Origin of the sequence: Methylobacterium sp. WL9, from assembly GCF_008040035.1 — a bacterium.
Classification (GTDB): domain Bacteria; phylum Pseudomonadota; class Alphaproteobacteria; order Rhizobiales; family Beijerinckiaceae; genus Methylobacterium; species Methylobacterium thuringiense.
The window spans coordinates 1-17,699 of record NZ_VRVE01000083.1; the positions used below are offsets into that span (position 1 = coordinate 1).

Genomic DNA, 17,699 nt, shown 5'->3' on the forward strand with positions numbered 1-17,699 from the left:
CCCCGCGTCGAGGGCTCGGCCACGCTCTCCGGCGGCAGCGTCAGCGATCCGCTCAACGGCATCCGCCTCACCGACATCCAGGGCCGCGTCACCGGCCAGGGCGAGACGCTGGTGCTCGAACGACTCACCGCCGCGACCCGCAACGGCGGCCGCGTCTCGGTGGACGGCCGCGTCGCCCTGCAGCCGGCTTCGGGCTTCCCCGGCACCCTGCGCATCGTCGCCGACCGGGCCGAGCTGGTCTCGAGCCCGCTGATGACGGCGGTGACGAACCTCAACCTCGCGCTGAGCGGCCCCCTCGCCCGCACGCCGCGGATTTCGGGCCGCGTCGACGTCGTCACGATCGACGTCGCGGTGCCGGACCGCCTCCCCGCCACGGTGCAGCCGCTCCCCGGCATCCGCCGCGTCAACACCACGCCGGAGATCCGCGAACGGCTCGCCAAGCGGGCCGACCGCAAGGCGCAGGTCGCCGGAGCCGGCAGCAAGGGCAAGGGGAAGGGGAAGGCCAAGAGCGCCGCGCCCTTCGACGCCACCCTCGACCTCGTCATCAGCGCCCCGAACCGCATCTTCGTGCGCGGACGGGGGATCGATGCCGAGCTCGGCGGCGAGCTGCACGTCACCGGCTCCTCGCGGGATCCGCACGCCGTGGGCGATTTCGAGATGCGGCGCGGCCGCATCAGCATCGTCGGCCAGCGCCTCGATTTCACCCGCGGCCGCCTGAATTTCGCCGGCGACGTCACCGCGCCCGACCTCGACTTCGTCGCCGAGACCAAGGCCTCGGACGTCACCGCCCGCGTCGCCGTGAGCGGCCCGGCCAACCAGCCCGTCTTCGCGTTGACCTCCGATCCGGCCCTGCCGCAGGACGAGGTGCTCTCGCGCATCCTGTTCAAGAAGGCGTCGGGCAACCTGTCGCCGTTCCAGGCGCTGCAGCTCGCCCAGGCCGCGGCCCAGCTCTCCGGCGCGGCCGGCGGCCCGGATGCGTTCGAGGCGGCGCGCAAGGGCTTGGGGCTCGACAGCCTCGACGTGTCCACCGGCGCGAGCGGCGGCCCGGCCATCGGCGCCTCCCGCTACATCGCAAAGGATCTGAGCGTGGGCGTGAAGGCCGGCGCCAAGCCCGCCGACACGGCCGCCACCGTCGATTACGACGTGACCCGCCGGATCAAGCTGAAAGGCGAAGCCGGCAGCGACGGCCGCACCTCCCTCGGCGTCGGCGCGGAATGGGAGTGGTAGGGGCGGTTCGGGACCCTGCGGTAGAGCGACGTTCCCGTCATCGCGAGCGCAGCGAAGCGATCCAGGGCGGCAAACGCCGAACCGTCGCGGACCCGGCTCCGGATCGCTACGCTATGCTCGCGATGACGGTGAGGACTTGCCTGTTCTGGTGAAGGGCGTCCGACGTCCGGCACCGGCGAGAGGCATCCGCTTTCCATCCATTGCAGAAGCCGGAAACGTCCGCTTGCAGGCTGCACAGTGAGGCATCTTCCTACGGCCGGGACAGGTGGTTTGCGGACGTTCACCGTTGGGCCATGATAGGCGGCATGAGGAAGGTCCGGCTTGCGCTGCTGCTCGTGGTAATCGCCGTGGTGGTCGGCGTCGTCGCCAACTCGATCCTCGGACGCAAACTCTTCTTCACCCGCGACGTGCACGACCAAGCCAGCTTCTTCCGTCTGCGCGTGCACCTCCGCCACGCCGGCGAGCCGGTCGAGGCCGACATCGTCGTCGGCTGCGGCGCACGCGTCACCCGCTACCGCGATGGAGGCAGTTCGCTCGACGTCGGGCGTTTTCCCTATCGCTACGCCTTCTCCATCTCCGCCGGCCACGCCTTGGAAATCCGCACGCCCGGCCTCTGCAATGGCGGAACCACAGCGAATGGCGACGTGCCGAAGGATTTCCTCCCGTACGTCATCTGGTACGAGCATGCGGACGATCTGTCGTTCGGCATCCTCTACGCTTCTGACGACGCCTACGCCAATCCACGCGCCCAACTCACGTTCTCCGGTGCAGAGGTGGAGCCGGCCACGCCCGCGGACTTCGAGCGCTGGATGGCGAGCGCGCCGGAGAACCTTATCCCACGATGGGCGGCGGGCTCACTGACAGGCGACAATCCGGACGGGCTGAAGGCGACCCCAGACCTGCTCGCCGACCCGGCCCGGTACGCCCGGCTCTTCGGCTCGTCGAGCAACTGCTACGGCGTCCTGCGGTTGCAGATCCCGGAAACGTTGCGCCCGGCGCTCGCGCGCTTCCGCCCGGCGGACGAGCCGCTCTATTGGGTGCCGGCTGCAGACGACTGGCGCGCCGTCTCGGACGTGCTCTACGCCAGCAAGCCCGCTGCCAACCGCGTCTTCGAGGGTCAACTCCTGTCGCACTACCGAAAACAGGAAACACCGGGCAACGGGCTCTACCGGCGCTCGGGCGGCGGCACAATCCCGTACTCCATCAGGGACGTCCAGGGTTCGCTGTTTCCGCTGCGCTGGGAGGCGGGCCTGCCCTGGTTGCGACCAGGACTGGAGCGCAGCGCGACGACCTACGTAGATCTGGAGGTCGCTCCCGAGACGCAGGGCTTCGCCTACTGCTTCGACGCCGATTGGCAATTGGAACATCGGGACAGGCGCCCGACGATGCGCATCAACGGCATCGAGGCGAGCGGCCGCCTTCTGGGTTTTGACTACGCCTTCAGCGTATTCGAGAAAGACGAGTACCTCTATCTGCATCGACGTTTCTAAGGGGCAGCGGGCATGACGATCAATCGGGCAACAGCACCGGCACGGATCGCGCTACTGCGGCCCAACGTCAGCTTTTGGGCGTAGAGGTAATATCCGCAACCCACCCTGGGCGGACGTTCGAATAGATGCCGAGCATCTGATCCTCATCAGGCGAACGCTTTTCGACCAAGGAAACATCACTTGGTCGAAAGACGGAATTCCAAAACAAAATTCGAGCCCCTATGGCCCGATGCCATCGCGTCGAAACGAGTCCGGCGGACGCACAATCGACCGAGCACGCACGAAAAAGGGGCCGGTTGCCCGGCCCCTCGACAGCGATGCTGCCGTAAAACTCAGTAATCGTAGTCGCGGCGGTAGCCACGGTCGCGGTCGCGGTAGCGCTGCTGACGGTAATAGCCGTCCTCGCGGTCGCGGCGGGACCATTCACGGTCGCGCTGGCGCTGGTTCCGGTTGCGAAGGTCGATGCCCGGACCGTCGGGACCGATGGTCAGCCGCTGTGCGGAGGCCGGGACGGTCGCGCCCAGGGTGGCGGCCAGGACGGCGCCGGCGAGCAAGATTTTTGCGGTCTTCACGATGAGACCTCCTTTCTCATGCTACAGATTGCGGGGCCAACCCATGGCAACGGGCTTCGTTCCGATAAAATCAACACGGCCGCCCGCTTAGAAATTCTTTCTCCAATGCGTGAGAATGCCGGCAGGTCCGTTCCTGTCGGATCGACTGATCGTCGGCCCGCCTCATCCCTACCTCCCGAAGCGAATAGTGTCCGGTTCGAACCCAACATGCCTGCGCGCGATCTGATTCTGTTTCCCGACCCCCGCCTGAAGCTGCCGGCACGGCCGGTCGAGACCTGGGATCCGGGCCTTCGCGCCCTCGCCGGGGACGTGCTCGACACGCTGCGCGCCGTCTCCGCGATCGGGCTGACGGCGCCGCATATCGGCGAGCCGGCGCGGATCGTCGTGATCCGGCTGCAGCCCGACATGCCGCATACGGTCTACGTGAACCCGGAGATCGTCGAGACCTCGGCGGAGCGGGCCTCGCATGTCGAGGGCAGCGTCTCGATGCCCGGCATCACCGAATCCGTCGAGCGCGCCGAGCGGATTCGCGTGCGCTACCGCGACCTCGACGGGAGCGCGCACGAGGAAGCGGCCGAGGGTTTCGCCGCCGCCTGCCTCCAGCACGAGATCGACCAGCTCGACGGCATCTTCTGGATCGACCGCCTGACGCGGCTGCGGCGGGAGCGGGCCCTGAAGCGCTTCGCCAAGCTGAAGCGCGCGACGCCGTGACCGGGGACGGCGCTGTCGATCCTTCTTGGAGCGCTGTGCTAGAGCATCGACCCGAAACGTGGCCGCTGGTTTTCGGAAAAAGCCGATGCAACACGAAAACCTGGAGCATCGCCCCGGATCCGATCTTCGGGGCGATGCTCTAGAGCGCGGACGATCTCGCACGGATGGGTCGATGCGCACCGGTCTCTCGATCGCGGCTCTCGTTCTCGCGGCGGCCCTGCCGGCCGCGGCGCAGACGCCCCCGCGGCCGGCCGACCCGATGCCACCGGTGATCTCCTGCGCGTCCCTGGCGAACCTGCGCACCGTGTTGCGCGACGCCAAGGACGATGCCGCCGCCGCGATCCCGGCGATCACCGATCCGAAATCCGACCTCGGCTGCAGCGTGCTCGACCGGAAGGCCGTGACGGGGGTCGCCGATTTCGTGGCCTTGAACGGCCGGGCCTACGAGTGCCTGAGCCTTCAGGGCACCGCGATCTGCCACTGGACCGTGGCCGGCTCGGCGACGGCCGCGCCGGTCCGCCCTGCCCCCGCCGCTCCGCCGCAAGGGAAGCCCAAGCGCTGAGACGGGGAGCGAGAACCGGATCGCCGCTGCCGATCTTCGCGGCCGGGCATGGGAAAATCCGGCAGGCGGCCTAGTTTCCGGCGACGCCTCGAACCGTCGGAGACCGTGCCTTGCGGCTGCCCCTGATCGCCTGCCTTGTCCTCGCCTGCACCGGAGCGGCCGCCGAGACGGCCCCCGCCCCGCCCGCGGTGGTCGCCTGCGACAACCTCGTGACCCTGCGCCGCCTGATGGTGCAGCAGCCCGAGGGCGACACCATCCCTGCGGAGTTCGGCGGATGCCGGGCGATCCCCGCGGAGGGTGTCGGCGACGTCGAGAAGCGCGCGATGATCGGCGACGCGCCCTACGAGTGCCGGAGCCTCAAGGACGGCCCGTGCCTGTGGGTGCGGCCCTGAGCGGCGGCCGACGGTTTCGGCAGTCGATCGCAGTCGAGATCGACTCGCCGCGGTCGACGAGACTGACCCTATTGCCTGCATCGCCGTGGCGACGCTCGGTCGGCAAGTCGACAAAAGCGCGACGGCAGAGCATCGGCGCCCGCTGTGCATGAACTGGACGTGATGCGGCGCCTGCCACCATTCACACGTCAGTCGTCCGCCCCTCTTGCAGAGTGCGCGGGCCGTCGTACAGACGAAGCGCGTGGCCGTTGCCAGTCGACGCGCGCGCGGAATCAGATCTTTCGGGGAGACAGTTCGATGCAGCGTCACGCCGTGCGTCCGCGAGGGGCCTCCCGGCCCGTCCCGTCCCGATGCCTCGGCGCGATGCTGCTTCTCGCCGGCCTGGCCTTCGCCGGTTCCGCGCGGGCGCAGGAGGCTCCGATCACCAGCCTGCAGGACGCCGCCTGCCGCGCCGAGGCCAAGGCCCGCGTGTTCTCGATTCCCGACCCGCTGAATCTCGGCCTGCGCGAGATCGGCAAGCAGCTCTATTTCGGCTGCATGAAGCGCTCGACGCGGCCGGCCCGCCACGCCAAGACGCGCCGGCATCGCCGGCGCTAGAGCAGGCCGCGAAAAAGTAGCAACGGTTTTTCGCGCGAAGCCTGCTCTAACCTTTTGAATCGATCACGTTTTCTGCGTTTTGATCGATTCGATCGAAACGCAGCGTGATCTAGAGCCTTTCAGCTGGAGAGCGGCGCACCGATGCGGGCGCGCAGCTGTGAGCGCAGGCGCTCCTTGGTGGGGCTCGATTCGGCCTCGATCGCCCACATCAGCCGCAGGAGCTTGCTGATCGGGAGGGCGTTATTGCCCATGGCGTCGGCGACCTGCTGCTGGAGCGCTTGGGTCGCCAGCATGGAACTCGGCTCGGCCGTCATCTGCATGATCAGGATCCGCTGGGGCGTGTCTCGACGCGGCGCTTTACGGCCTTCCGGCGCTTCACGCCATAGCTTTGCCGACTATCCCCAGGCTGCTCACAGCTTGGAACGGCTCCATGCAAGGCCGCCATGCAGCCACGTCCGGGGTCGGACGCCAGCCTCGTCAGCGCGGAAACAGCTGCAGGCCATCGTCTGGCAGGAGGTTGCGCGCCGGTCCGCCGGTCTGCTGGCCACGGCCCTGCTGGTAGTAGGGCAGTTCCGGCCGGCGGTCGTTGCCGCTGCCGGAATCGTATTCCCAGGGCCTGCTCCAGGGGGCCCGGCCTCCGGGCGAACCGATCGGCTGGCCGACGAGGACCGGAGAATCCTGCCGGTCGCGGCCAGAGGGCGCCGCCGACGCCGGAACGGGCAGCAGCGCGATGGCGCCGAGCAGCACAAACAGGGGTCGCATCGGTCTCGTCCTCGGTCGCGCCGTCGCGCGCTCGCTTCGTCAACGGCCAAGCTGCCGCCGCGTTCCTCCGAAACGCGCGAGGCCCACCGCCCGGGTTACGGGCGGCGGGCCTCGAAGGGCGGTGCTCCGCGTCAGTGAAGCGAGAGACCGACCTCGGCGACACGCGGGGACTTCTTCGGCTTGGCGGGCGCCTTGGCAGCGACGGCCTTCGGAGCCTTGGGGGCAGCAGCCTTCGCTGCAGCCTTGGCAAGCTTCGGCGCAGCGACCTTGGCCGGAGCCTTGGCGCGGGCGGCCGGCGCGGCCTTGGCCACGCTCACCTCGGCGACGGGGGCGGCTTCGGCGGCGAACTCGGCCTCGGCCTGGAACCAGTGGGCGTCGGCCCGGCCGACGACGCGGCCTTCGCCTTCCCAGATGTAGTAGGCGCGCTCACGCACCCGGTGCTCGATCACGTCCATGAAGCTCTCCTGTGGTCCGTCCAAGTCGGACGATGGAAGGCCATGGTTAAGAGGGCGTTAACGGGCGTGCGCCGCAACATGCGCGGGATCGGTACAACCGCTGCGCGTCACATCCGGGACACGCTACCCATCGCTCATTGCGGTCCGGCCAGCCGGCGCCGGTTCGCGCGGACCTTACTGCGGTAGCCGGAGACGATGCTCTGGGTCGTGCCGCCGGTCGCCATCAGCATCGCCGTCTCACCGGCCGCGAGCACTTTCTCGCTGACCATGCGCTGCATCTCGGCCTGGGCGCCCGCACCACCCGCCGCGAGCTTCGCCATCCGCAGACCGATCACGGCCTGCGATTCGAGGGCGAGCATCGCGGTGTCCATGCCGAGCGTCCACCACGGTCCGAACATGCGAAGGGCTCCTGCGATCGAGGCTGGTTAGAGCGCTTTCCGACCAGGTGGTTGCCGGTTGGTCGAAAGAAAGCGAGTCACAATGAAGGCTTAGAGACGCCGGCCCGATGCAATCGGGTCGGGTACGGCTCTAAAGTCCCGCTTGGCCCGATACGTTCCGCCGCGCGCCTCAATCCGTGCGCCTCAATCGAAGTCGAAGTTGCGGCCCTTGGCGGCCGAACCGCCGAGGCTGATCTTCTTGGCCGGGGGTTTCGCCTGCGCCCCGCCGAGGCTGATCTTCTTCGGCGGCGGCGGCGCCTTCGGGTCCACGGCCACGGGGGCGGGCTTCAACGAGGCCTGGCCGTGGATGACCGAGCCGATCTCGCCCATCGCCCGGATCAGGTCGTCGCGCTCGCAGGAGCGGGCCACCTTGAGGCCGAGCTGGTGCATGTGGCTCTTGCTGTAGAGATAACCCGCGAGCCGGGCGCGCAGCAGCGGCTGAATCTCTTCCAGGATGTAGGGCAGGTCGTAATCGTCGGCCCGGTAGACATGGCCCAGCAGCTCCAGGGAGACGGGGCAATCCACGTCGGGTTCCGCGCCGGTGGTCGGATGGGACTGCGTCATGGGTCACCTGCTGTGGCGGGGGCGGAAGGCGGGTCGGCGATCGATCCGGCGGTGGCGCCGTCGCGGTCCCCCGGGGGAGCGGACGGAAGCGGCTTCAGGCATCCGGTGCAGACCGACGCGATGGCGATGCGTGCGCGACGGTCGCTACGCGCCCAAACCGCCTCCCGCAAGGCCCGCGCCCGCGCCGCGACCGCCGCATCGTCGTCGCTCGGGCGGATGCGCAGGAACAGCGGTTCTTCGGCGGAGGCCGGCGGCGCGACCAGGGACGCGCTGGCGAGAACCAGGAAAAGCAGGCTGCGCACGCGACGCCCTCGCGGCTGTCTCCGGAGGTGGGGAGGATCGGTCGTCATGGTTAACCGTGGCTTACACCAGCCTGCATCGATCCCCACCGCTGGTCACGATCGACGCTTTCGGCAGACGGCCGCCGCCGTGCAGTCGCGTACGGAAAAGGCCGGCCGAAGGGCGATGAATCGGGCTCGTCGCCCTTCGGCATGGACCCTATGGTGTGGGTAGCGGTGACGCAGCGACCGAAGGTCGGCTCGACGACACAGCCGCGGATGGCGTTCATGGTTGGCATGGACATCCTGCTCCTCGGCCTCGCGCCCCTGTCGCTCATGGCAGCCGCCCTCGCCTATTCCGGCCTGATGATCATCGCCATGCGGCGATGATGGGGCCGGCGCTGGTCCGACTCCGCCTTCGCTTGCCGCCGGACCGGCCCCTGCGATAGAGCCGGGGTCCAGCCTCCGGCCTCCAGAACGATCGACATCCACATGACGGGCGACAAACCCAAGGCGCGGCTGCCGCGCGGCTTTCTCGACCGCAGCGAAACCGAGATCGTCGCCCAGCACCGCATGTTGGAGACGATCAAGCAGGCCTTCGAGCTCTACGGGTTCGAAGGACTCGAAACGCCGTTCGTCGAGTACACTGAGGCGCTCGGCAAGTTCCTGCCCGATCTCGACCGGCCGAACGAGGGCGTGTTCTCGTTCCAGGACGACGACGAGCAGTGGCTCAGCCTGCGCTACGACCTGACCGCGCCGCTCGCCCGCCACGTCGCCGAACATTTCGACGCGATCCCGAAGCCGTATCGCAGCTACCGGGCCGGCTACGTCTTCCGCAACGAGAAGCCGGGTCCGGGCCGCTTCCGCCAGTTCATGCAGTTCGACGCCGACATCGTCGGCGCGGCCTCGGTCGCGGCGGATGCCGAGGTCTGCATGCTGATGGCCGACACACTCGACCGGCTCGGCCTGGCCGGCCAATACGTGGTCAAGGTCAACAACCGGAAGGTGCTCGACGGCGTCATGGAGGCCTGCGGGCTCGCCGGCGCGGACAAGGCCGGCCAGCGGCTCACCGTGTTGCGCGCCATCGACAAGCTCGACCGGCTCGGCGCCGACGGCGTGCGCCTGCTGCTCGGCTCCGGCCGCAAGGACGAGAGCGGCGACTTCACCAAGGGCGCGGGCCTCGGCGCCGACGCGATCGAGCGCATCCTCGCCTACGTCTCGTTCGAGGCCGCGCCGCACGAGGGCGGCGACCGCATGGCCTTCTGGGAAAAGCTGTTCGGCACCTGGCAGGATGTCGTCGGCGACTCCGAAACCGGCCGCGAGGGCATCGCCGAACTGCACACGATCATGCGGCTCTGCACGGCGGCGGGCTACGGGCACGACCGCGTCCGCGCCGACCCCTCCGTCGTCCGCGGTCTCGAATACTATACCGGCCCGGTCTACGAGGCCGAGTTGACCTTCCCGGTCCAGAACGAGGACGGCCAGACCGTGCGCTTCGGCTCGGTCGCGGGTGGCGGCCGCTACGACGGGCTGGTCGGCCGCTTCCGCTCGGAGCCGGTGCCGGCCACGGGCTTCTCCATCGGTGTCTCCCGGCTGTTCTCGGCGCTGCAACTCGTGAAGAGCCCGCTGCTCGAAGGCACGGCGAAGCCCGGTCCCGTCGTGGTGCTCGTACTCGATCGCGAAAACATCGCCGAATATCAGGCCCACGTCGCGGCACTCCGCAACGCCGGCATCCGGGCCGAGCTCTATCTCGGTGCGTCGGGCATGAAGGCGCAGATGAAATACGCCGACCGCCGCCGCTCGCCGATCGCCCTGATCCAGGGCTCGAACGAGCGCGAGGCCGGCGAGATCCAGATCAAGGATCTGATCGCGGGCGCCAAGGCCGCCGAGAGCATCGCCAGCAACGCCGAGTGGAAGGCCGCCCGGCCGGCCCAGGTCTCGGTGCCGGTCGCAGAGATGGTCGAGCGGGTCCGCGAGATCCTGGCCAGCCATTTCGGCTAAGCCGGCGGGCCGCGTCGTTCCACGTCATTCCGGGGCCGCGAAGCGGAACCCGGAACCCATGACTGGCCTCGACGGCTTGCTCCAACGGTGCATCACGGGTGGATCCCGGGTTCTCGCCTGCGCGGCGAGCCCCGGGATGACGGCAGGCGGTCGCTGAATACCTTCGCGCCCGTTCAGAAGAAGAACGTCGTCGTCAGATACCCGTAGATCGTATCGCCGGTGTTCGGCGCGTTGGGGGCGTTCCGCAAAAAGTCGCCCTTGATGAGGTAGGCTGCGCCGGTATCGATCACGATCGAGCGCGGCACGACCCAGTAGCGCAGGCGCGCCTCGATCTGCTGGCCTGCGAAGCTTCCCGACTGGCCGGTGCGGTCACGGATGCCGGTTGCGGCGAAGCTGTCGGTCGGGTCCTCCAGCCAGAGACCGCGATAGGCGACGAAGGCGTCCCAGACCGGGTCCGGGGCGATCTCGAAGCGGATGCCCGGCGAGATCAGGTTGGCGCGCTGCACCGGGCCGTAGAGGCTGGTCGGCCCGTAATCGAAGCGCCGTGCGCCGAACAGCGTATCGAACCGGTTGTTGCTGTTCGGATTGCTGCCGTCACCGCTGGCGTGGTCGTAAACGGCCGAGATCCGCGGTACCCACGGCGCGTCGAAGGTGTAGCCGGCCTCGGCATGAACGAAGTAGGCCTTGACCGGCACGTCGGTGACGTCCGTGATCGCCGCCGTGTTGCGGGCGACGCCGGTTTGGAAGATCGCTTCGAGCTCATGGTCGAACCGGCCGGCCTTCGGGGCGCGATAAAGCCGGAAGCCCGGCGTGAACAGGCGCCGGTCCCGCGTCTGGATGCCTTCGAGCTGGCTGCCCTCGTCGCGCTCGATGAAGCCGTAGCCGTAGGCCTCCAGGATTCCGCCGAGCACGTTCGCCTTCGTAAAGATGCCGCCGAACAACTGCGCATCGAAGCCTTCGTGGTCGAACGCGACGCTGTTGCTCAGGATGCCGGCGCGGTCGCTGGGCTCGCGGAAATGCGGCAGGGTGTAGAACAGGCGAAGCTGGTCCTTGTCCGCATTCTGCCAGTCGTAGGCGACGCCGGTGAAGCTGTTGATGGTGTTGCGGAACTGGTTGCGGGCGATGAGGCGGCGCGATCCGATGTTCTGCGTGAAGCGGCCGACCTGCAACGTGCTCGTCGTGCCCGCGCCCACGGCGTCTTCGAGGTCGAAGCCGAGATAGGCCTGGCCGAGTTCCAGCGCGTTCACCTCGGTGGTGGCGATGGAGTTCGAATTCCGGCGCTGGAAGTAGGCGCGGCTGTCGAAGATTTCGCCGCCGATGCGGACCGGGCCGGTGTCGTACTCAGCGAAAAGGGTCGCCTGCATCGTGAACACGTCGTTAGTGCCGGGCACGGGCGAGGGCCGGAACTGTCCACCGAGGCCTTCGAACCGCGGCCGGAGCGAGCCGTTGATCTTCCAGCCGTCGGGTTTGCCGAGGGCCTCGTAGAGCGCGAAGAACGGCCGGAGCTGCAGGGCCTGACCCGGAGCGGCCGGAACCGCCGCCGGCTTGGCGGACGCGGCCTTGACCGATTTTGCCTTGGCTCGCGGTGCCGCGCCGGCTGCCGCGGGGGTCGTTACCGGCGCGTCTTGAGTAGACACGGCTTGGGCCGACACGGCGGATGGAACGAGCGCTCCGAAGAGAGCCGCAAACAAGGTGAGACGGGTCACAGATAGACTCCACACACGGACGCCGCGAAGCGACTCCGTATCGATCCTGTTTTCGGCGCCGATGATACGATCGCGTGGAACTCGGCGAGCCGAAACGAACGCAACGCTCCCTCGACCGGCCACACGACGTACTCATACATCCTCAACGCATGAAGACGCATGAGCGATCTGCGCACAAAATCGGTATTAATCGGGATTTTGTAGGCAAATCAAGAGGACTTGATCCGCAACCAAGTGGAAAGACAATTATTCTTTACTTGACGTGCAAAAGTAGAATTTGATTTTTGCCGATATAGTCACAAAAATACTTCACCTGCTTGAGTGGAGATTGCGCAGCCGCAATCGGAACCGCAGGGTCGATCGAGAAACGGCCGGACGGCGGCGGATGATTTTTCGGCTCCGACGTGTCGATGCAACGTGGCTGTCAAAGGTTTGACGTTGCCGGAGCGGCCTTCATCCGCCGTACTGTTCTAGCGCCAGACGGTGTTGTATTTCGGCGACACCTGTAGTCGCCACGGGCGCAGCCGGTAACTTTGCGTTCACCATGCCGTGGCAGGGTCGCGCGCTCTGCACGGAGTCGACGATGCACGCTGCACGATGGAGGGCCGCCGGCCGCGCTCTGCTGCCGTTCACGCTCGGCGTGTCGCTCGGGTTCAGCGCCAGTGTGCTGGCCGCCGATTTCCCCGACTTCGTCGGCGAACCGCTCGCCGCCCCCGGCCCCCGGTACTTTCCGCGCGGCGAAGGCGAGGCCGATGCCGCTGTTCTGGTGCCGCGACCGGCCCGGCGGCGCCTCGCCGGCTGTGCACCCTGGCGTGTCCCGGTGCCGACCGATGCGCCGGACGATCCGAGCTATGTCGGTTCGGAATACGGCCTCGGCAAACCGAGCTATTACGGCTTCCGTCCCGGCCTCGGCCGCGACGACCCCTTCGGCCGCCCGCTGCGCTACTGCCCCTGAGCGTCGGGCACGCGCCGCTGAAAAGCGATGAACGCAGGCGATCGAGAGCCGTATCCGATCCGACTGCATCGGCTCGGCGTCTCTAAGGCTTTGTTTTGCCGCGATTTCTTTCGACCAACCGGTATCCGATTGGTCGGAAAGCGCTCTAGGCTTCGCCGAGAACGAACGGATACGCCGTCTCCACGACGTACGGGCCGCCGCCCCGCGAGGCCCGCGCCGAAAACAGCGCCGCCCGCATGGCCGTGAAGCCCACGCGCGAAAAGATGCCGGTCTGCGTGAGGTAGTGGGCGACGGCCTCCGCCCCAGTGCTGCGATTGAGCCGCGCCAGCGTCACGTGCGGCGTGAACTTTCGCGGTTCGGGGTCGAGGCCGGCATGGCGGGCGATGCGCTCGTGCTCGGCCTGCAGGTCGGCGAGTTCGGTGTTGGTGGCGACGGACGCGTAAACGGCGCGCGGCTTGGTCCCGCCGAAGATCGCGAGGCCGTCGAGTTCGATCGCGATCGGCGCGCGGGGACGCGCCTCTTCCAAGAGGGCATGCACCGCGTTCGCCGTGTCGATGTCGACGTCGCCGAGAAAGCGCAGGGTGATGTGCAGGTCGTCTTCGTCGACCCAGCGCGCACCGGGCAGCCCGCCGCAGAACGCACTCAACCGATCGACGACGTCTGCAGGAATCTCCAGCCCCGTGAACAGCCGCGGCACTCAGTGTGCGCCCGGCTGGAGGCGCGCCAAGAAGCTCTCCACCGATGGCAGGATGCCCTCGACGATCCGCGCGACGCCCTTCGGGTTCGGATGCAGCCTGTCCGGCAAGGCCAGGGCGGCATCGCCTGCGACGCCGTTCAGGAAGAACGGGTAGAGCACCAGGCCGTAGCGGCCCGCGAGATCGGGATAGATCGCGTCGAATGTCTGCACGTAGTCAGGCCCGAGATTGGTCGAGGCACGCATGCCGGCGAGCAGCACGGGGATACCGCGCTGCTTCAGCCGCGCGATGATCGTGTCGAGCGCCTTGCGGGTGACGGCCGGATCGGTGCCGCGCAGCATGTCGTTGGCGCCGAGTTCGAGGATGACGCCGTCGGTCCCGTCCGGCACCGACCAGTCGAGGCGGTCGAGGCCGCCGGTGGAGGTGTCGCCCGAGACGCCGGCGTTGGCGATGCCGACATCGTGGCCCCGGGCCTTCAACGCCTTCTCCAGCAGCACCGGGAAGGCGGATTCGGCCGGCAGCATGTAACCGGCGGTGAGGCTGTCGCCGAGGGCGACGAGCTTGAGCGGGCGGGCGGCGCGGGCGCTGCTCATCGGGTCGCCAAGCGTGACTGCGGCAAAGAGGAGTGCCAGCGCGGCCGTGCGGCGGCCAGGCCGCCACCCCACATGCGGAGCCTCGCGGGGCATGGAGGCCTCGCCCGTGTCCGCGATGCGTGACACAAGGCGCCGGACGATTCCCGAAGCAACTCCCACTGGACCCAGCCTTTCGCCGATGATGCTTTCCCCATCCGCGCACACATCGGTCGTCCCGTCGTGAGCGACAAGGCCGTCATCCTGTCCGGGATCGATCTCAGCCTCGGGCGCGGCCCCTCGCGGGTGCATGTGCTGCGCGGCATCGCGCTCGACGTGGCGAAGGGCGAGGCTGTCGGTCTCGTCGGGCCCTCGGGTTCGGGCAAGTCCACGCTGCTGATGGTGATGGCCGGGCTCGAGCGGCCGGATTCCGGACGGATCACGGTGGCCGGCACCGATCTCGGCGGCCTCGACGAGGATGCGCTGGCCCGCTTCCGGGGCCGCAACATCGGCATCGTGTTCCAGGCGTTCCACCTGGTGCCGACCATGACGGCGCTGGAGAACGTGGCGCTGCCGCTCGAACTCGCCGACGCACCCGACGCCCAGGCCCGCGCCGCCGCCGAACTCGACGCCGTCGGCCTCGGCCACCGGCTGCATCACTATCCGGCCCAGCTCTCCGGCGGCGAGCAGCAGCGCGTCGCCGTCGCCCGCGCGCTCGCGCCGAATCCGGCGATCCTCGTCGCCGACGAGCCCACCGGCAATCTCGACGAGGCGACCGGCCGCGGCATCGTCGACCTGCTGTTCACGTTGAAGCGCGAGCGCGGCGCGACCCTGGTGCTCGTGACCCACGATCCGGGCCTCGCGCGCCTCTGCGACCGGACGGTCCGCCTGCGGGCGGGCCGGGTCGAGGAGCCGGTGGCGGCGTGATGCGGCGTCCATTCCAGCGGATCGCGTGAGGGCCGACGCCATGCATGGCACCCTGCCATCGCCACAGCCCGGCCGCCCCCTGCGCGGTCCGCTCTCCGGCCTGCCCCTCACGCTGCGCCTCGCACTGCGCGAACTGCGCGGCGGCCTCTCCGGCTTCGTCGTGTTCATCAGTTGCATCGCCATCGGCGTCGCGGCGATCGCCGGCGTGACCTCGATCTCGCGCTCGCTCGGCGACGGCCTCGGCCGCGAGGGCCGGCGCATCCTCGGCGGCGACCTCACCTACAGCCTGATCAACCGCGAGGCGACGACCGCCGAGACCGCGATCCTCAAGGGCCAAGGCCGCGTTTCCGTCGTCGCGACGATGCGGGCGATGGCGGTGGCGACCGATGGCAGTGCGGCCCTCGTCGAGCTGAAGGCGGTGGATGGCGGCTATCCGGCCGTCGGCAACCTCGCCACCGACCCGGCGGCACCCGTGGCCGATTTGCTGGCGACGCGCGACGGCATCTTCGGCGCCGTGGCCGACCCCGTCCTGCTCACCCGCCTCGGCCTCAAGGTCGGCGATCGCATCACCGTGGCCGGCAAGCCGCTGGAGATCCGGGCCGCGCTGGTGACGGAACCCGACACGATCTCCGCCGGCATCGGCTTCGGCCCGCGCCTGATCGTTGCGATGGAGGCGTTGCGGGCGACCGGCCTCGGCGAGCCGGGCAGCCTCAACCGCTGGAGCTACCGGCTCCAGCTTCCCGCCGCCACCGACCCGGAGCTGGAGGCTGCGAGCCACGCCATCGGCAAGGCGCTACCCGATGCCGGCTGGGAGGTGCGCTCGCGTCTCAACGCCGACCCGCGCTTCGCCAAGAGCGTCGAGCGCTTCACCCAGTTCCTGACGCTCGTCGGCCTCACCGCCCTGATCGTGGGCGGCGTCGGGGTGGCGAACGCCGTCAGCGCCTTCGTCGAGCGCAAGCGCGGCTCGATCGCGACGCTGAAAAGCGTCGGCGCGCTGGGCTCTCAGGTCGTCGTGCTCTACCTGACGCAGGTGATGCTGATCGCCGCCTTGAGCATCGCGATCGGGCTGAGCATCGGCGCGGCGATGCCGTTCCTAATCGACGCGCTGTTTCGCGATTCCCTGCCGCTGCCTCTGGAGCCGACGCTCGCCCCCGGCGAACTCGCGCTGGCCGCCGCCTACGGCCTGCTGACGGCGCTCGCTTTCGCGATCCTGCCGCTCGGCCGCGCTCACGACATCTCGGTCTCGGGCCTGTTTCGCGACACCGTCGACCCGTCGGCGCAGCGCACGCGGCTGCGCTACAAGGCGATCCTGGGGGCGACCCTGCTGGCGCTGGCCGGACTGGCGCTGGCCACCGCCTTCGACCGGAAGATCGCGCTGATCTTCATGGCGGCGGCAGCGCTCGCCTTCGGGCTGCTGCGGCTCGTCGCGATCGGTCTGATGGCGGTGGCCCGGCGCCTGCCGCATCCGCGCGCGGCAGGGCCGCGGATGGCGCTCGCCAACCTCCACCGGCCCGGCGCGCTGACCCCGGCGATCATCCTGTCGCTGGGGCTTGGGGTGACGCTGCTGGTGACGCTCAGCGTCATCGACGCCAACATCACCCGCGCGCTGACCAACACCCTGCCGGGCAAGGCCCCCAACCTGTTCTTCCTCGACGTGCCATCGCGCGACGCCGACGCCTTCACCGGGTTCCTCCAGGGCAAGTCGCCGACGGCGAAGCTCGAGCGGGTGCCGATGCTGCGCGGGCGCATCACGGCGCTGGACGGCGTGCCGGTGGAGCAGATCAAGCCGCCGGAGGACGCGGCCTGGGTGCTCGACGGCGACCGCGGCATCACCACCGCGGACAGCCTGCCCGACGGCTCGAAACTCACCGACGGGCAGTGGTGGACCGAGGAGGAGGGCAAGACCCCGAAGCTTTCGTTCGAGGCAGATCTCGGCAAGGCGCTCGGGCTCAAGATCGGCAGCACGGTCACCGTCAACGTACTCGGCCGGACGCTGACCACGACCATCGCGAATTTCCGCAAGGTCGAGTGGCGCTCGCTGGGCATCAACTTCGTGATGGTGTTCTCGCCCGGCACGTTTCGCGGGGCGCCGCATTCGGACCTCGCTACGCTGACGCTGCCGGGCGGCCCCGATCCGGCGCTGGAGGCAACAGTCCTGCGGGACGTGGCCAAGGCGTTCCCCTCGGTGACGAGTGTGCGGGTCAAGGACGCGCTGGAGACGATCGACCGGCTCGTCCACAAGCTCACCCTGGCGATCCGCGGGGCGAGCGTGGTGGCGGTGCTGGCGAGCCTGTTCGTCCTGGCCGGCGCCATCGCGGCCGGGCACCGGACGCGGCTCTACGACGCCGTGGTGCTGAAGGTGCTCGGTGCAAGCCGCCGTCGGCTGATGATCGCCTACGGGATCGAGTACGGCGCGCTCGGGCTCAGTGCTGCGCTGTTCGGGCTGCTGGCCGGTACGCTCGCCGGCTGGGTCATCGTCACCAAGGTCATGCGTCTCGACTTCGGCCTCGACCTGAGCGGCGCTCTTGTCGCTGCGGCGAGCGCCGTGATCCTTTCCGTCGCGATCGGGCTCGCCGGCACCTGGCGCATCCTCGGACAGAAACCAGCGCCGTACCTGCGTCAGTTCTGAGTCTTACGTGATCGATCGCGACGGTCGATACGGACACTATCCTCCCCCTCGCATACCGTTTCCGGTCGATCGAAACGGGCCACGCATGTCCTCTCCTCCCCCTTGTGGGGAGGGGTCGGGGGTGGGGGTGGTTCAGGATCGAGCGTCCCGGTGCCGTCTGCACCACCCCC

At 68.8% G+C, this 17,699-nt stretch carries 20 protein-coding genes; 10 read left to right on the forward strand and 10 right to left on the reverse strand.

Features of this window, described 5'->3' with window-relative positions; translation table 11 throughout:
* Together FV217_RS18480 and FV217_RS18485 are read left to right on the forward strand one after the other, a co-directional pair.
* On the forward strand, nucleotides 1-1,227 hold a 1,227-nt coding region (locus tag FV217_RS18480), incomplete at its 5' end, for a translocation/assembly module TamB domain-containing protein (RefSeq protein WP_187272626.1).
* 305 nt (nucleotides 1,228-1,532) lie between these two features.
* On the forward strand, nucleotides 1,533-2,717 hold the full coding sequence (locus FV217_RS18485) for a hypothetical protein (RefSeq protein ID WP_147818651.1): 1,185 nt from the start codon (nucleotides 1,533-1,535) through the stop codon (nucleotides 2,715-2,717).
* 332 nt (nucleotides 2,718-3,049) lie between these two features.
* Here FV217_RS18485 and FV217_RS18490 read toward each other — a convergent pair whose 3' ends face one another.
* A complete protein-coding gene (locus FV217_RS18490; RefSeq protein WP_147818653.1) occupies nucleotides 3,050-3,289 on the reverse strand; it encodes a hypothetical protein in 240 nt (79 codons plus the stop codon).
* A gap of 207 nt (nucleotides 3,290-3,496) precedes the next feature.
* Between FV217_RS18490 and FV217_RS18495 the strand changes: the two genes are divergently transcribed.
* The 4 genes from FV217_RS18495 to FV217_RS18510 all read left to right on the forward strand — a co-directional run bounded on the left by FV217_RS18495 (nucleotide 3,497) and on the right by FV217_RS18510 (nucleotide 5,551).
* Entirely contained in the window at nucleotides 3,497-4,000 is a 504-nt protein-coding gene (locus tag FV217_RS18495; protein WP_147818655.1) for a peptide deformylase, read from the forward strand.
* Between the two features lie 172 nt (nucleotides 4,001-4,172).
* Nucleotides 4,173-4,562 carry a hypothetical protein gene (locus FV217_RS18500; protein WP_147818657.1) on the forward strand — a complete coding sequence of 130 codons (390 nt, stop codon included), beginning with the start codon at nucleotides 4,173-4,175 and terminating at the stop codon, nucleotides 4,560-4,562.
* Between the two features lie 110 nt (nucleotides 4,563-4,672).
* Nucleotides 4,673-4,954 (forward strand): hypothetical protein, encoded by a 282-nt coding sequence (locus tag FV217_RS18505; RefSeq protein WP_147818659.1) that lies wholly within the window; start codon nucleotides 4,673-4,675, stop codon nucleotides 4,952-4,954.
* A gap of 297 nt (nucleotides 4,955-5,251) precedes the next feature.
* The gene (locus tag FV217_RS18510; RefSeq protein WP_246682937.1) at nucleotides 5,252-5,551 is read left to right on the forward strand and encodes a hypothetical protein; all 300 of its coding nucleotides are present in this window, start codon (nucleotides 5,252-5,254) and stop codon (nucleotides 5,549-5,551) included.
* A gap of 119 nt (nucleotides 5,552-5,670) precedes the next feature.
* On the opposite strand, the gene FV217_RS18515 is transcribed toward FV217_RS18510, so the two are convergent.
* The 6 genes from FV217_RS18515 to FV217_RS18540 form a co-directional block, all read right to left on the reverse strand.
* Nucleotides 5,671-5,871: a hypothetical protein gene (locus FV217_RS18515; protein WP_147818661.1), complete on the reverse strand. Its 201-nt coding sequence runs from the start codon at nucleotides 5,869-5,871 to the stop codon at nucleotides 5,671-5,673.
* 157 nt (nucleotides 5,872-6,028) lie between these two features.
* Entirely contained in the window at nucleotides 6,029-6,313 is a 285-nt protein-coding gene (locus FV217_RS18520; protein ID WP_147818663.1) for a hypothetical protein, read from the reverse strand.
* A gap of 131 nt (nucleotides 6,314-6,444) precedes the next feature.
* Nucleotides 6,445-6,768, reverse strand: coding sequence for a DUF2934 domain-containing protein (locus FV217_RS18525; protein WP_147818665.1), 324 nt, complete (start codon nucleotides 6,766-6,768; stop codon nucleotides 6,445-6,447).
* Between the two features lie 134 nt (nucleotides 6,769-6,902).
* Nucleotides 6,903-7,166, reverse strand: coding sequence for a hypothetical protein (locus FV217_RS18530; protein WP_147818667.1), 264 nt, complete (start codon nucleotides 7,164-7,166; stop codon nucleotides 6,903-6,905).
* Between the two features lie 183 nt (nucleotides 7,167-7,349).
* On the reverse strand, nucleotides 7,350-7,769 hold the full coding sequence (locus FV217_RS18535; protein WP_147818669.1) for a hypothetical protein: 420 nt from the start codon (nucleotides 7,767-7,769) through the stop codon (nucleotides 7,350-7,352).
* Entirely contained in the window at nucleotides 7,766-8,071 is a 306-nt protein-coding gene (locus FV217_RS18540) for a hypothetical protein (RefSeq protein WP_246682939.1), read from the reverse strand. The genes FV217_RS18535 and FV217_RS18540 overlap by 4 nt, the downstream gene beginning before the upstream one ends.
* A gap of 468 nt (nucleotides 8,072-8,539) precedes the next feature.
* Here FV217_RS18540 and hisS point away from each other — a divergent pair, with 468 nt between their 5' ends.
* Entirely contained in the window at nucleotides 8,540-10,048 is a 1,509-nt protein-coding gene (hisS, locus tag FV217_RS18545) for a histidine--tRNA ligase (RefSeq protein WP_147818671.1), read from the forward strand.
* A 173-nt stretch (nucleotides 10,049-10,221) separates the two neighbouring features.
* Here the strand turns inward: hisS and FV217_RS18550 are convergent, their stop codons facing one another.
* Complete coding sequence (locus FV217_RS18550) at nucleotides 10,222-11,769, reverse strand: alginate export family protein (protein ID WP_246682941.1); 1,548 nt, start codon at nucleotides 11,767-11,769, stop codon at nucleotides 10,222-10,224.
* Nucleotides 11,770-12,337: 568 nt separating this feature from the next.
* On the opposite strand from FV217_RS18550, the gene FV217_RS18555 reads away from it, so the two are divergent.
* Nucleotides 12,338-12,709, forward strand: coding sequence for a hypothetical protein (locus FV217_RS18555; protein ID WP_147818675.1), 372 nt, complete (start codon nucleotides 12,338-12,340; stop codon nucleotides 12,707-12,709).
* Nucleotides 12,710-12,854: 145 nt separating this feature from the next.
* Here the strand turns inward: FV217_RS18555 and thpR are convergent, their stop codons facing one another.
* Both thpR and FV217_RS18565 read right to left on the reverse strand, forming a co-directional pair.
* Nucleotides 12,855-13,406, reverse strand: a complete 552-nt coding sequence (gene thpR / locus FV217_RS18560) for an RNA 2',3'-cyclic phosphodiesterase (RefSeq protein ID WP_147818677.1) — start codon at nucleotides 13,404-13,406, stop codon at nucleotides 12,855-12,857.
* On the reverse strand, nucleotides 13,407-14,090 hold the full coding sequence (locus FV217_RS18565; RefSeq protein WP_147818678.1) for an arylesterase: 684 nt from the start codon (nucleotides 14,088-14,090) through the stop codon (nucleotides 13,407-13,409).
* A gap of 126 nt (nucleotides 14,091-14,216) precedes the next feature.
* Here FV217_RS18565 and FV217_RS18570 point away from each other — a divergent pair, with 126 nt between their 5' ends.
* The gene (locus FV217_RS18570; protein ID WP_147818680.1) at nucleotides 14,217-14,900 is read left to right on the forward strand and encodes an ABC transporter ATP-binding protein; all 684 of its coding nucleotides are present in this window, start codon (nucleotides 14,217-14,219) and stop codon (nucleotides 14,898-14,900) included.
* A 40-nt stretch (nucleotides 14,901-14,940) separates the two neighbouring features.
* Nucleotides 14,941-17,529: an FtsX-like permease family protein gene (locus FV217_RS18575; protein ID WP_147818684.1), complete on the forward strand. Its 2,589-nt coding sequence runs from the start codon at nucleotides 14,941-14,943 to the stop codon at nucleotides 17,527-17,529.
* Nucleotides 17,530-17,699: the final 170 nt, after the last annotated feature.

Bases quoted from the DNA above. Each gene is read 5' to 3' on its own strand.
- FV217_RS18485 (WP_147818651.1), top strand. From the start codon at position 1,533: ATGAGGAAGGTCCGGCTTGCGCTGCTGCTCGTGGTAATCGCCGTGGTG.
- FV217_RS18495 (WP_147818655.1), top strand. From the start codon at position 3,497: ATGCCTGCGCGCGATCTGATTCTGTTTCCCGACCCCCGCCTGAAGCTG.
- FV217_RS18500 (WP_147818657.1), top strand. From the start codon at position 4,173: ATGCGCACCGGTCTCTCGATCGCGGCTCTCGTTCTCGCGGCGGCCCTG.
- FV217_RS18510 (WP_246682937.1), top strand. From the start codon at position 5,252: ATGCAGCGTCACGCCGTGCGTCCGCGAGGGGCCTCCCGGCCCGTCCCG.
- FV217_RS18515 (WP_147818661.1), bottom strand. From the start codon at position 5,871: ATGCAGATGACGGCCGAGCCGAGTTCCATGCTGGCGACCCAAGCGCTC.
- FV217_RS18520 (WP_147818663.1), bottom strand. From the start codon at position 6,313: ATGCGACCCCTGTTTGTGCTGCTCGGCGCCATCGCGCTGCTGCCCGTT.
- FV217_RS18525 (WP_147818665.1), bottom strand. From the start codon at position 6,768: ATGGACGTGATCGAGCACCGGGTGCGTGAGCGCGCCTACTACATCTGG.
- FV217_RS18530 (WP_147818667.1), bottom strand. From the start codon at position 7,166: ATGTTCGGACCGTGGTGGACGCTCGGCATGGACACCGCGATGCTCGCC.
- FV217_RS18535 (WP_147818669.1), bottom strand. From the start codon at position 7,769: ATGACGCAGTCCCATCCGACCACCGGCGCGGAACCCGACGTGGATTGC.
- hisS (WP_147818671.1), top strand. From the start codon at position 8,540: ATGACGGGCGACAAACCCAAGGCGCGGCTGCCGCGCGGCTTTCTCGAC.
- FV217_RS18555 (WP_147818675.1), top strand. From the start codon at position 12,338: ATGCACGCTGCACGATGGAGGGCCGCCGGCCGCGCTCTGCTGCCGTTC.
- FV217_RS18565 (WP_147818678.1), bottom strand. From the start codon at position 14,090: ATGCCCCGCGAGGCTCCGCATGTGGGGTGGCGGCCTGGCCGCCGCACG.
- FV217_RS18575 (WP_147818684.1), top strand. From the start codon at position 14,941: ATGCATGGCACCCTGCCATCGCCACAGCCCGGCCGCCCCCTGCGCGGT.